Source organism: Opitutia bacterium KCR 482, assembly GCA_029269845.2.
Classification (GTDB): Bacteria; Verrucomicrobiota; Verrucomicrobiia; order Opitutales; family Intestinicryptomonadaceae; genus Merdousia.
In genome coordinates, this window is sequence record CP149973.1 from 1,584,207 (window position 1) to 1,597,171 (window position 12,965).

Genomic DNA, 12,965 nt, shown 5'->3' on the forward strand with positions numbered 1-12,965 from the left:
AAAAATCCGAACGGGTTTTATTTTACAAGCGATTTTCTGATATTTACGGCAACTTGTGTGATTCCCGTTTTGTTTAAAAATGCGCCGATATACGGCGTTCTATATGCCAGTCCATCGACAACTGCGAGTCCGTTCCGGAAGTTGAAAGTATGCAGTCCGTGTTTCCATTTTGCGTTGGACGGATATACGCGTTTGATTTCTTTAAAGCGGAAGAGTTTTCCGTCTTCTACTATTTGTTGAAATACAAGGCCTTTGCCGTATCCGTTGTTGCAGTCTTGGGCGGGGCGGACGATATGTCCATTCCTCTTAAAGAACGCGCCGGCATTTCTTGCGCACCTGTCTTTGAAAGAGACTTCCCCTATCTTTTCATATTTGCCAAGCGGACGGTCGGATTCATATATGTTTAATATTTTCCCGTTCGGATCTGCGGAGGTTGTCGAGAAAATCAGGTTTCTACCGCCGAAGTTTTTGCAGTCCACGACGGCGTCTGTAAGCGGCTCTTGTAATAGTTCCGCAACTTTTACAAGTTTGTTCCTCTCCAACAGGTATGCTGAGAATGTTCCCGATTTACAATTTTCGGGCAGAATGTAAGTGTTGTCTTTGTCTCTAAGTATATAGGGGAAAGACAGGTGGGTGGGCAGTTCCAAAATGGGGAAAGAGTCCTCCAATTTGAAGCCTTTTTGTGAAACGGTAAGAAGGGATATAACTCCCTTCTTTTTTGAGTCGAACCACTCTTCGGCGAGTATTTTTATTAAATCTCCGTCTGCCGACAATATAAACGGGTCGGCATACCATCTGTCTTTGCGGTTGTGTTTTAACCACGATACGGTTTCCCACTTCGGCATTTCGGTTTTGCCGTCGAATTGCAGAAAGCCGATGTTCCACTTTGTGTCGGTAAGGGTTCTTGCAATGTTTCTTAGCATGGCTTTGCGGGGTTGACTTGCTCGATGAGGGCGGAGACTCGTTTTGTGATTATGTCGCGCGAGTATTCCGTCTCGGCGAGTTTTCTGGCGTTTATTCCCATCTCTTTGCATGTTTCGGGATTGTCCGCAAGAAAGGCGAAGTTGTCGGCGAACGCATCGGCGTCGTGCGGTTCGGAGAACAGCCCGCATTTGTTGTCTTTTACTCCGTTTTCGACAAATCCCTTCATGTTCGTAAGCATTGGCAGCCCCGCCGCCAGAAATTCGAAGTACTTGTTCGGAGAATTTCCGTAATGGAAGAGGGGGATGTCGCTATTGACCATTAGCCCGACGTCGCACTTTGCGGTTATTTCGGCAATCCGCGTTTTTGGCATCGGCGGGTAGAACTTTACGTTGTCGAGATTTTCGGCTTTTGCGCGCCGCTCCAACTCGGGTTTTTCCCTGCCGTCTCCGATTAGGAGTATTGCGATGTCGGTTCTGCCTTTTTTCTTCAACGAAGCCGCAACGTCCAGCAAAAATCCGAGGTTGTTTACTTTGCCGTGCGCGCCCGCGAAAATCCCCGTAAAGAGGGAATCGTCGAGTCCGTCGAGATTTTTTGCGCGGTCCGACGTCGGCACGAACTGCCCGATATTAGACATGTTCGGCGCGAGGATTATCGGCTTTGCCTTATTCCGCGTGCGCTTCTTCATAATATCGACCATTCCCGACGAAAGTCCGACAAGCCCGTCCGCCAGATTGTATGCGCCCAGCTCCAAAATTTTCATCGGAAGAATGAACAGCGGATTTTTCACACCCATTGCAATCGGGACGTCGGGCCACGGGTCGCGGATTTCGAATACGAACTTTTTTGACGGTCTGAATATTTTTGCAAGTATTCCGGGGAATGCCGTCGAAATCGGTGTGCTTGTGGCAAAGAGTAGGTCGTATTTCTCGGTGAAGACAAGGGACGCGCTTCTGAGGGCGAATTTTGCGAACGCGACGGCGCGTTTGAACAGCCCCATTTTGTTGTCGTACGGAATGTCGAACGCAATTATTTTCAGCCCGTTCACCGCTCCTTCGTATCTGCCCTTGGCGGTTTCTTTCAATGTGGAGAAGGCCTTGTCGTATGAACATACCATCGTGACATTGTGCCCTCTCGAAATCAACTCAGACGCGATTTCAAAAGACCGCGTTCCGCCCGCCTGATAGGGAAATTTGAAATACTGGTGGTAGTATAATATGTTCATTCCCCCGAATCTTTCCATTTTGTCCGATGTTCGCAAGGAAATAAGTTGTTGTTGCTTGACAATGAACGCGGTATTTTTTTCGCTAGCGGCATGAATTTGTCGACGGGAGATTCGTTGAATGCGTACGAAAAATGCGGTGTTTGCTTGCTATGCTTCGCAGTGCTTGCTTCGACATGGTGCGCGTCGGGCACGCGTCCGGAATTTCTGATGCCGATACTGGCGGCTTCGATGCTTGCGGGGTTCATTCCCATGCTTTTTTGCCGGCATTTTCGGGGAAACAAAGGCGGGGTTGCGCTGTTTATGTTTTTTTTGCTTATGATTGTCGGGCTATTTCAGCCGTTCAATCATTGGGGAGTTTTTCATCGCAACGAATTCGGTTCGTTTGTAAAGCCGTGTGCGTATTTGCCTTTTTTGCCTGCTTCCGTAGATGCGCCGTTTCGGGAGGGAAACCCGTTTTCGGCTCTTGCAAGAATCGTGATTCTGACTTCCGTGTTTGCGGGAGCCCGCTTGGTATATTCGGCGCCGAAAGCGTTGCGGTACGTTTTGGCTTTCTTCTGTCTCAACGGTGTTGCGATGTCCGTGTTTGCGGTTTTGCAAAAATATTGCGGGGTTCAGGCTATGTACGGCGTTTTGTATTCTGCGTCCGAGATGTACGGAACTTTTTTTCTCTCGAATGCCGCCGCCGCATATTTGGTCTTGGCGATGTCCGCCAATTTTGCGATGTCGTTGGAGTGTTTTCGTCGGGGCAGCGTTGCTTCCGCGGCATTGTACTTTGCGGGAGCTGCGATTTGCGGCGTCGGCGCATGGTATTCCGAGAGTACGTTCGGTTTTGTCTCCGCGCTTGCGGTGTCGTCGCTGTTTGTTTTGATTTGCTTTTATTGCGCTTTGAAGAAGATTGTCGGCAATGTCTCTGTTTCGTCCGCGATAACGTTGGTAGTTGCCTCGCTCTGCGTCGCCATTGCATGGGGATACTCCGAAAGTGTCGGTGCCGAAAAATTAATATCGGAAAATGGGGGGTATTGCGACAGAATGTTGTTTTATCGTGAAACTGCGGGGTTTATCGCAAAAGCCCCCGTTTGGGGCTACGGCGGCGATTGTCTGCGCTACAAGCTTGCGCCGAGAATCGTCGAGTTGCAAAAGAAGTCGGGAAAAATTTCATACTCGGCTCCCGTGCACGCGCATAGCGATGTCTTGGAGCTTGTTGCCGAATACGGGGTTGTAGGCGCACTTTTTGTGGCCATTGCGCTTGTCTCCGTGCTTGCGGACGCGCTCTGCAACCGGCGCAATTTTAGTGCGGTAAATATGGTTGTCGTTGCGGGGCTTTTTGTATTTTTTGCGCATTCGGCGTTTGATATGAACATGTTGATTCCTTCGAATGTTGCGGCGTTTGCATTGCTGTTGCCGGTTTGCTTCTCGCGATTCGACGGAAAGGAGCCGCGCAGATGAAAAAATTTTTCGGAGTATTCGGGGCGGTACTTATTTTGCTTGCCGGCGCATTTGCCGCGTTCGACTGCTTGAATTGTCCCGATACCGACAGCGACATTGCGCGTGCCGTTCTTTGCGAAAAGCTTGCGGACGGCGGAAATTACGACGCGCTAAAATCGCAAATCGGGAAAATTCACGATGCGGAAATTCGGTGCGAACTCAATGCCGTGTATTCGGCATGCATCGGAGAAACGCCTTCGGAGTTTTCGGCTTCCGATGTGTATAAATTCTGGCGCATAAAAAAGCACCCCGCGCTTTCGAAGCGGGGCGAGTTTTACGGGCTTGTTGCGGAGGCTTCGACTATTTCGAATGGGGGTTTGCGGGCGCGCGCGATGCTCGAAATCGCCCGCTTGTCTAAGCCTGTGGTGTCGCGGCGGGAATTCGAAACCGTTTGTCAAAACGCGTTGTTTTTGCTGTCCAAATTGCGCTCGCCCGCTTTTGATATTGATAAAATCGAATGCTGCAAACTTTTGCTGACGATGGACGAGCCGTCGCTGCTTTCCGATTTTATTCCTCTGTTGGTGTTGGATTCAAATTCCGCGCTTTTTATTTACGGCGCAATTTCGAGCGATTCCGTAGTTGCGGAATATAAAAAGAAGATGAAATCGAAGACTGCAGATAGGAGGTTGAAAATGCGTTTGCGCTATGCCGTATATGCCGCTGAAAAAGGCGCGACGGATTCATACAAGGATATAGAAAAATTTTTATACTATATCCGCGCCGATTTTGGTTTTTCTTGGCGCATAAAAAACGAGCCGGCGTACAAGTATCCTGCGATTGCCTTTCTGATGAAAAAATGCGGGAACGAAGCCGCGTATTCCAAATACAGAAATCTGTCATTGTCGGAATCCCAATTAAAAGACATGGCGGGCGGGTACGAGAATTACATAACCTATGCCGTCTCGGTTTTTGCCGAATGCGGAGACTATTCCGCCGCCGCCCGACTACTCGATACGCTGTCGCCTGCAATGCGGGGCAGGGTTCTTAGGCGCACCGCAAGGCATTGGGATTGGCGGGAATTGGCTTCCGCCATTGATTAATCCGTCTTGCGCTTGCCGTCTTCCCTGAATTCTTCGGGCACGGGGTTTATGTTGAGAATTTTGCCTATGAGCAAAAGCCCCGCCACAGTGCAACCCAAAATTACATAGCCCGCGGCGTCGTGTACCGTGCCGCTTATTGAGTCGGGCCCGTTTTGATATGCCCAGAATGCGAGGAACAGCGCGCGGCACAGATTGAAAAAAAATGCCAGCGCCATTGATAAAATTACGAGCGTGACTTTTTTCCACGTCTTTTCGAAAAACACCGCCGCCAGAAAGCTTCCCGCAAAAATGCATGCGGTTAGCGAGCGTATACCGCTGCATGCGTCGGCGACGCCGATGCTTCCGCTCGGAAATTGTATCGTGTTGCCGTGCAATTCCGCCGCGAAGCCCAGTCCTGTCATTATATTGAAGACCACTTTTGCAACTATCGAAAGCAGAAAAAGGCTAACTCTGCTTTCCACAACCTGAAACAGCGGGGCTGCAATCAACCATATGAACGACGGGAAAACAAACATCGACACAAACGCAAGCCTTTCCGACGTTTTCGGGCGCATGCCGGAATTGTCTTTGCCCGAAAGCAAATATGCCGACGCAAAAATTGTGAACGAGAGCGCGAACGTCATTGTGAATCCAGGGACGCCGCGGTTTTGTGTGAGGTAAAAGAGGAACGCAAACGCCAAAAACGTGGCGATTCCGCATGCGAACATTCCGCCGAAGACGAAATCCGCCGCAAGCGAAGCCGCTCCGCGAGGGGCGGATTTTCCCCTGCGTTTTTCAAAAAATTCGGCTATTTTCTCCTTTCTGTCGAACAGTACGTACAGGACGAAAAGCGGGGTGAGGTATCCGAAAGAGTAGTCCTGCCGCTTGCTCCAAACGGGTATGAGAATTTTGCAGACCGATACCGCCATGAGCAAAAGCCCTGCGCCCGCAATTTTCACCTGCGCGGGAAGTGCCGAAAATGTAAACGGCTTTTGATTTCTGGATTCCATTGTTATTCCTTGTTTTTTGGATAGAGAACCATTGTTCCCAGCTTGTCCAGCAGTTCGAGAAAGTCTTTGTTGTTTATGAAATTTTCAAGGGGATATTCGCTGTCTATTCTGACAAAAAACTGTTCGGGCGAGCCTGCGAGCGCGTCGGAGAACGCGTGCCCCAAGTAGGAAATCGGATTCGAAATCAAAGCGTCCTGCCCGTATTCGTAGCGTTTGCCGTCTACGATAAACCAAAACCACACATTGCGGTGGTAGGTGCTGAACTCGGTTTTGAAATCGTATTCGCGGTAGTAGGCGGGGAAAAGTTTGCCGTTTTTTGCCGACAGAAAGTAGTCGTGCTTCTTTTTGTCGTGAAGGTTTGTCCAGCCGTTTTCCACCCAACATCTGTCGGGTGTGTGTAGCGAAGCGTAGCGGACGTCGAGCTTGTTCGGCGCCCAGTACGAAATGTAGAGCTGGAATGTTTTGCCGTCGGGGAGCGTGTATTCGCGGTTGAGCCACTCCGTTACCGAGAGCAGGCGTTCCGAGGCTCTTACAACTTCCTCCGTGCTGCCGAGCGGAAGGTCTTTCGACTTCGTTTGTCCGATTTCCGCGGGTATTGTCAGTTTGAGGTAGCCGTCGGGTTTTTTCTCGAAATCGCGCGTGTTTCTTTCGAATTTCACCGACACGAAGAATACCCCGAGTATTCCCGCAATCAGCGTTATGATTCCCAAAAAATATTTCATGGTTGTGTGATTTTGTGCTTTAAATTGTCCCGTTGTCGGCGTTGATTGTCTGCCCCGTGATTGCCGCCGCGCCGTCGGAGAGCAGGTAGGCTACCGTCTTTGCCACGGACTCCGCGCTTGTCGCGCTTTTGAGCGACGTTCTTGCGTAGATTTTCGCCCGCTGCTCCTCCGTTAGCGACGCGCTCATGTCGGTCTGCATGAAGCCCGCCGCAACCGCGTTCGAGCGTATCCCGCGGACGCCCCATTCCCTTGCGGTGTTTTTCGAGAACGCCTCCAACGCGCCCTTGCTTGCCGCATACATCGCAAGTCCCTTGTAGCCCGTGTGCACGCTCACCGACGAAATGTGGACAATAGCTCCGCGCGTTCCGTGCAGAATCATGTTGCGGATTGCGCATTTCGCAAGAATCATCGGCGCGAACGTGTTGACTTCGAACATTGCGCGGAGCTTGTCGGCGTTCATGTTTGTGATGATGTCGTCGTAGGCGGTCGCGGCGTTGTTGACGAACGCGCCGAGGACGGTTTCGGGCGAGACGAAGTCGGCTGCGAAAATTGCGCGCCGAGCGGCGTCGGCGTCGGAGAGGTCCGCGCTTTTGAAGCGGAGTTTGTCGGGGAATTGTTCGCCGAGTTTTTCCAGCGCGTCCGACTGCCTGCGGCTGACGGCGAAAACTTCGTCGCCCCGCGCAAGCAGCACTTCGCAAATTTTAAGCCCCAGTCCCCTCGACGCTCCCGTTAGAAGAATTTTCATGCGCGTTTTACCTTTCCAGTCCGCGTGGTTTCAAGTTTTTCGACGAATTTTACGATTCGCGGAATTTTGAATTGTTGCAATGATTCGGCAAGTTTTTTCCGCAGCGTCGGCTCGTCGATTTCCGCTCCGCGCTCGGCGACGATGTCGGCGCAGAGAATGTTGCCGAGAACCGAATTTTTTTTACCGAACACCGCGGCGTCGGCGATTCCCTCCACACCGCGCAGCGCGGCTTCGACCTCCGCGGGATTGACCTTGTAGCCCCCGACGTTCACCATGCCGTTTGCCCGCGCGACGATTCTGAATTTTGTCTTATCGGCGTCCGCCCATTCTATTTTGTCGCCCGTGCGGTAGAAGCCGTCGGCGTCGAAAGAAAAGCTTTCCGACGTTCCGAGAATGTCGCGGCGCAGGAGGATTTCGCCGTCGGAAATTTTCACGGAGTCCGCGATGTCGGGCGGAATCGAAAACGCGTCGCCGTCGCACGCGAAGAGCGCGCCCGCTTCGGTCGAAGCGTAGACGTTGTTGATTTTTGCCGACGGAAACATTTTTTCCACCCTGCGGCAGAGCGGCTCGTCAACGCGCTCGCCGCCGAAAGTCGCGCGGACGACGTTCGGAAATTCCGCACCAGCTCCCGCGAGCATGCGGTAAAAAGTGGGCGTCGCCGAGATGTGCGTGATTTTGTGGCGGGCGATTTTCCCCGCAACTTCCTCCGCCGACAGCCCGAACAAATTGACGAGCGGATTGCCGTTTGCCAGCGCCTGCAAGAGAACCTGAATGCCCGCCATGTGCGACGGATTGTACGCAAAGCCCCACACGTCGCCCGCGTGCTTGGGCGACACCCGTATGCGCTTTGAAATTGAGCGCATTGTGTGCGAGACGCTCTTGGGGCGTCCCGTCGTGCCCGACGTGAAAAGCGTGAGCGTTGCCGCCGAATTTTCCGCGGCGTCAAGCAGCCCGCCGAGCGAGCCGAACGAGGCGGGCGAAAGGGGAATTTCGGCGTCGGGAGCGGCTTGCGAAAGCGCGGCAAGCTCGTCCTCCGACATGTCGGAATCGACGATTTCGACCGACACCCCGCGCGAGAGCGCCGCAAGCAAATCGCGCGAAAATTCGAAAAGGCTTTTGCACTGTATGCGCCGACGAACAGAGGCCGCGCGGTTTGCCGCGTCGAGCAGTTCGGCGTACGAGACGGGGGCTTGGAGGTCGGGGAGAAACGGCTTATTCATCGGGGAGCTTTTTGAGAATTTCCCCGACGGTGTAGACAATGCCGTCTTCGAAAACATCGACTCCGAATTGCGCCTCGATTTTCACTGTAAGCTCGGCGAGCGCGAACGAGTCGAGGTGGAGGTCGTCGCGCAGAGACGTGTTTTCGGAAATCGGGACGTCTGCTTCGATTCCCTGATTTTCGAGAACCCCGCGTATAATGTCTCTTAGCTTGTCTATTTTCATGGGAAATATTTTCCTTTTTTACGCGAATGTGTCAATATGTACTTAACGCCGTTTGAATTTGAATATTCGGTTATTCTGACTTTTCCCGCGCGTTTTCGATTTCGCGTTTGCGTTCGTCGTCGAAAAAATCCCCTCCGCCTACGATTATATCCGAGCGTTTCAAGACTTTTTGCACTGTTTTCAGCACTATTTTTACGTCGCCTAAAAACGTGATGTTATCGACGTATTCGATGTCGTATGCAAATTTTGCCTTCCATGAAATGGCGTTTCTGCCGTTGACTTGGGCAAGTCCGGTTATCCCCGGCCTTACATTGTGTCTTCGCATTTCCTCTTTTGTGTAATATGGAAGGTATCTGACAAGGAGCGGACGCGGGCCTATGAACGACATGTCGCCTTTAAGCACGTTGAATAGCTGCGGGATTTCATCGAGGCTTGATTTTCTCAAAAGCCAGCCGAATTTTGTGAGGCGCTGCGCATCGGGCAGAAGGTTTCCGTCTTTGTCTGTCTCGTTTGTCATGGAGCGGAATTTCATGACACTGAATATTTTTCCGCCTTTCCCTGGACGTTCCTGCCTGAATATGGCGGGGCTGCCGAGAAATATTATTATCAAAATATAGAGCACAATGTAGACGGGCAGCAAAAGCATTATCAGCATTAATGCGCCGAGAAAATCAATCGGGCGTTTGAAAAATTTTTCGTACATATGTATTCGAATGTGGATATTGCGCGTTATCAGTCATAACAAAGCGCTTGTCGAGCCTATTTTGCGGCCGGAGAATGTTTGGGAAAGTGCCTTTTTTCTTGAAGTGGAATTTGCGGAATGCTTATATATAACAATGAACGTATTGCTGGCATGCGTGGGCAGACGGAATTACCTTGTCGCCTATTTCAAGGAAGCTCTTGGTCGGAACGGTTCGGTTTTCGGAGCCGATTCCAACCGCTATGCTTCGGCACTGTCGGAATGCGATGCGTCGTTTGTAGTTCCGTACTCGAATTCGTCCGATTATATCCCGCATCTCGTCGGTATTTGCAGGGACAACGGAGTCGATTTGCTGGTGTCTCTCAATGATTTGGACCTACCCGTGATTGCGCGCCATGCGGCGGATTTTAGCGCGGTGGGGACTTTTGCCGCCGTAAGCTCTACGCGCGTAGTCGATATTTGCTTCGACAAAATGAAATCCGCCGAATTTCTAAAATCAATCGGCGTCGGAACATTGCCGTCATATGTGTCGATAGAGTCGGCGAAGTCGGCTTTGGAACGCGGCGAAATTTCCTTTCCGTTCGTTGTAAAACCGCGCTGGGGTAGCGGTTCAATCATGGTCGAATGCGCGGAAAACATGCGGCAACTCGAAACTTCGTTCAATTACGTGCGGGAAAAGTTGCACGATACGATTCTGAAAAATGCGGGAGAACCCTCCTCCGACACTTCGGTGATTATCCAGCCGAAGCTCTCGCTTCCCGAATACGGGCTCGACATTGTAAACGACTTTAACGGAAAAAATGCCGCGGTTTTCGTTAAAAGAAAAATCCGCATGCGCGCGGGTGAAACGGACATTGCGGAAACCTGCCGCATTCCGGAGCTGTCGGCGTTGGGGGCGAAAATCGGCGGCGAACTCGGACATATCGGCAACTTGGATTGCGACATTTTCTTCGACGGCAAAAACGCCGTCGTATTGGAAATGAACCCGAGATTTGGCGGCGGGTATCCGTTTACGCATTCGGCGGGCGGAAATGTCCCGAAAGCATACTTGCAATGGGCGGGCGGCGAAACCGCATCTTCCGACTGTTTTTCCGCGTTCAGGGTCGGGGAAGTTTATTCAAAGTGCGAAAAACTTGTGAGGGCGTTTTGACGTGGCGGATTTTGAAGCCGAGTTTTTTGAAAAATCGCAGTCGTTGAAATCTGCCGTTTCGGAGATTTTGCGCCGTTCCGATTCCGACTTCTTTCCGCCGCTTTCGACGAGGGTCGAACTCGGCGCATATGCCGAAAAAATTGTCGATTCTCCCGATTCGTTTCTTGTCGGAGCGCGTTCGGCGGACCGCATTTGCGCCTTGTATGTCGGCTACGCAAACGCCGCGTTCGAGTACGCTTTTTCCCCGTTTATGTGGGTCGAGCCGGAATCGAGAACATCGTTCATCGGGCTGAAAATCCACATGGCGGCAGTCAAATATATAAGGGGACTTGGCATGCGGGGAATCCGCGCCAAGACGTGGCTTGAAAATAACGAAAAACTTTTGTCGTTCTACAAAAACTTGGGGTATAAAATTTCGACTCCGACTTACAACCCCAAACTCGACAGACACGATTTGAACTTGGAGCTGACGTTTAAGTGATTATTCTGCCATGATTAAAGTCGACAACATTTCATTTCGCGGGCTCGATTTTAAGATCGTGCGCGACGACCTTTTCCCCGAAATCGGCGGCGGCAACAAGGCTCGGAAAGCTCTGGAATACGAATCGGACGCACTCGCAAAAGGCGCGAATGCGCTGATAACGACAGGCGGGATACAGTCGAACCACTGCCGCGCAATCGCGATTCTATGCGCTCGCCGAGGCTGGAGATGCAAAATCGTCTACCACGGCACGCGCGAGCGATTCGAATCCGAAAAAGGAAACGCGTTGGTTGTCCGCTTGTGCGGCTCGGAAACGGAGTTTGTCGGGGAGTCCGAAATTTCGTCGGCAATGGACAACGCAATGCTCGATTTCCGTTCCCGCGGATTTTCGCCGTATTACGTCCGCGGCGGAGGGCACGATATTTGCGGCGGCATGGCATATGTTAAGGCTGTCGCCGAATTGGCGTCGTCGGGCTTCCCCGCGCCCGACTATATCTTCCACGCATCGGGCACGGGCTCGACACAGGCGGGAATTTTCGTCGGCTTGGAGAAAGCGGGCTGGAAAAATACAAAAGTTGTCGGCATTTCCGTGGCTCGAAACAAGGAGCGCGGGACGCGCGTGATTTCGGAATTTTCGGAAAAGTTGGCGGAACATTGCGGCGCGGATTTCGATTCGTCGAAAATAATTTTTACCGACAAATACACCTGCGGCGGGTACGAAAAATATCCGCCCGAATTGGAGTCGTTTGTAGCTTCCGCCGCAATGGAAACCGGAATACTTTTCGACACCACATACTCGGGCAAAGCCCTCCACGGAATGTTCGGGTATATTGCCGAAAACAATCTTTCCGCAGCCCGAATCCTCTTCTGGCACACCGGCGGAATTTTAAACATAATGGCGTGAAGCTTTGATTAATTTTATATGAACGTTTACATTTTAACTCTACCCATCGGAACCAATTACGGCGAAGTTATGCAGGCTTATGCTCTGCGTAAGTCTATAGAACAAATGGGGCATAATGCAATAACGATAAGGGCTGTTCAAAATGACACGCCATTTCTTTTGAAAATAATTCATTGGTTCGGAGTTGTTCGGGCAAATTTGATTTACGGGAAAAATTTATATCATGCGCTTCCGGAAGAACGATGCAAAATTTCATATCATAATTTGGAAACGTTTATTGATAAACACATAAAAACGACTAATTTTATACGAATACATAATGATCCGCAAAAGCTGTCTGACTTACCCGCCGATATTTTTGTAGTCGGAAGCGATCAAGTTTGGCGTCCGGGGCGTATATCGTGGAAAACGTATGATGCGTACTTTCTCGGATTTTTAAAATCCGACATAAAACGCATTTCCTATGCGGCGTCTTTCGGACATGATAATGTGAAGTTGCCTCCTTATGCCAAACGCAAATACGCAGTGCTGCTGAAAAAATTTTCTTTTGTCTCAGTTCGCGAATATTCCGGCGTCGAGATTTGCCGCCGCGAATTTGGGGTAGATGCAAAAGTGGTTCTTGACCCTACAATGCTTTTGCCGAGAACGGATTATGATGAAATTGCAGATTCGTATTCAAGCTCGGCGTCCGAAAAACCGTATTGCTTCGAATATGTTTTGGATAAAACGCAATTTAAGGATTCCGTTGTAAATGCGGTTTCGCAAAATTTGAAAGTGCCCCGCTTGTCCATTCTTCCAAAAGGGAATATATCGGATTCGTCATCAAAGGCGGAGGATTGCGTTTTGCCTCCTGTGGAAGAGTGGCTGAACGGTATCCGCAATGCAAAGTTTGTTGTCACAGATTCGTTCCATGGCACTGTTTTTTCCATACTTTTTCATACTCCGTTTTGCGTGTTGGGCAACAAGAGGCGCGGAGCAACAAGGATAAAATCGATTTTGGGAATGTTCGGCTTGGAATCGCGCTTTGTGGATTCCGCCGAACAAAATGTAATTGAAAGCGTCGTAAACGCCGAAATTGATTGGCAAAAGGTGGATTCTATCTTGGCTGAAAAACGGGAAATGTCGCTAACGTTGCTGCAAAACGCATTGGGGTAGTCTCT

14 protein-coding genes are annotated in these 12,965 nt (G+C 50.7%); 6 read left to right on the top strand and 8 right to left on the bottom strand.

Annotated features, from left to right (window positions below):
- Positions 1-17: 17 nt before the first annotated feature.
- Positions 18-923 carry a hypothetical protein gene (locus tag P3B99_006700; protein ID WYJ06896.1) on the bottom strand — a complete coding sequence of 302 codons (906 nt, stop codon included), beginning with the start codon at positions 921-923 and terminating at the stop codon, positions 18-20.
- The gene (locus P3B99_006705) at positions 917-2,164 is read right to left on the bottom strand and encodes a glycosyltransferase family 4 protein (GenBank protein ID WYJ06897.1); all 1,248 of its coding nucleotides are present in this window, start codon (positions 2,162-2,164) and stop codon (positions 917-919) included. The genes P3B99_006700 and P3B99_006705 overlap by 7 nt, the downstream gene beginning before the upstream one ends.
- A gap of 525 nt (positions 2,165-2,689) precedes the next feature.
- Between P3B99_006705 and P3B99_006710 the strand changes: the two genes are divergently transcribed.
- Positions 2,690-3,592 (top strand): O-antigen ligase family protein, encoded by a 903-nt coding sequence (locus P3B99_006710; GenBank protein WYJ06898.1) that lies wholly within the window; start codon positions 2,690-2,692, stop codon positions 3,590-3,592.
- Positions 3,589-4,671: a hypothetical protein gene (locus P3B99_006715; GenBank protein WYJ06899.1), complete on the top strand. Its 1,083-nt coding sequence runs from the start codon at positions 3,589-3,591 to the stop codon at positions 4,669-4,671. Before P3B99_006710 ends, P3B99_006715 begins: the two co-directional genes overlap by 4 nt.
- On the opposite strand, the gene P3B99_006720 is transcribed toward P3B99_006715, so the two are convergent.
- The 6 genes from P3B99_006720 to P3B99_006745 all read right to left on the bottom strand — a co-directional run bounded on the left by P3B99_006720 (position 4,668) and on the right by P3B99_006745 (position 9,273).
- Entirely contained in the window at positions 4,668-5,660 is a 993-nt protein-coding gene (locus P3B99_006720; GenBank protein ID WYJ06900.1) for an exosortase/archaeosortase family protein, read from the bottom strand. The two genes, P3B99_006715 and P3B99_006720, sit on opposite strands and share 4 nt — an antisense overlap.
- A gap of 2 nt (positions 5,661-5,662) precedes the next feature.
- On the bottom strand, positions 5,663-6,382 hold the full coding sequence (locus tag P3B99_006725) for an exosortase-associated EpsI family protein (GenBank protein WYJ06901.1): 720 nt from the start codon (positions 6,380-6,382) through the stop codon (positions 5,663-5,665).
- Positions 6,383-6,401: 19 nt separating this feature from the next.
- Entirely contained in the window at positions 6,402-7,127 is a 726-nt protein-coding gene (locus P3B99_006730; protein ID WYJ06902.1) for an SDR family oxidoreductase, read from the bottom strand.
- Positions 7,124-8,347, bottom strand: coding sequence for an AMP-binding protein (locus tag P3B99_006735; protein ID WYJ06903.1), 1,224 nt, complete (start codon positions 8,345-8,347; stop codon positions 7,124-7,126). The genes P3B99_006730 and P3B99_006735 overlap by 4 nt, the downstream gene beginning before the upstream one ends.
- Positions 8,340-8,570: an acyl carrier protein gene (locus P3B99_006740; protein ID WYJ06904.1), complete on the bottom strand. Its 231-nt coding sequence runs from the start codon at positions 8,568-8,570 to the stop codon at positions 8,340-8,342. Before P3B99_006740 ends, P3B99_006735 begins: the two co-directional genes overlap by 8 nt.
- Positions 8,571-8,640: 70 nt before the next feature.
- Positions 8,641-9,273, bottom strand: a complete 633-nt coding sequence (locus tag P3B99_006745; GenBank protein ID WYJ06905.1) for a sugar transferase — start codon at positions 9,271-9,273, stop codon at positions 8,641-8,643.
- A gap of 133 nt (positions 9,274-9,406) precedes the next feature.
- Here P3B99_006745 and P3B99_006750 point away from each other — a divergent pair, with 133 nt between their 5' ends.
- From P3B99_006750 to P3B99_006765, 4 genes are read left to right on the top strand one after another with little or no spacing between them, the layout of a single operon-like run.
- A complete protein-coding gene (locus tag P3B99_006750; GenBank protein WYJ06906.1) occupies positions 9,407-10,420 on the top strand; it encodes an ATP-grasp domain-containing protein in 1,014 nt (337 codons plus the stop codon).
- A gap of 1 nt (position 10,421) precedes the next feature.
- Positions 10,422-10,901 carry a hypothetical protein gene (locus P3B99_006755; protein ID WYJ06907.1) on the top strand — a complete coding sequence of 160 codons (480 nt, stop codon included), beginning with the start codon at positions 10,422-10,424 and terminating at the stop codon, positions 10,899-10,901.
- 10 nt (positions 10,902-10,911) lie between these two features.
- Positions 10,912-11,805 (top strand): pyridoxal-phosphate dependent enzyme, encoded by an 894-nt coding sequence (locus P3B99_006760; GenBank protein WYJ06908.1) that lies wholly within the window; start codon positions 10,912-10,914, stop codon positions 11,803-11,805.
- Positions 11,806-11,823: 18 nt separating this feature from the next.
- Complete coding sequence (locus P3B99_006765) at positions 11,824-12,960, top strand: polysaccharide pyruvyl transferase family protein (protein ID WYJ06909.1); 1,137 nt, start codon at positions 11,824-11,826, stop codon at positions 12,958-12,960.
- The last annotated feature ends 5 nt before the right edge of the window (positions 12,961-12,965 follow it).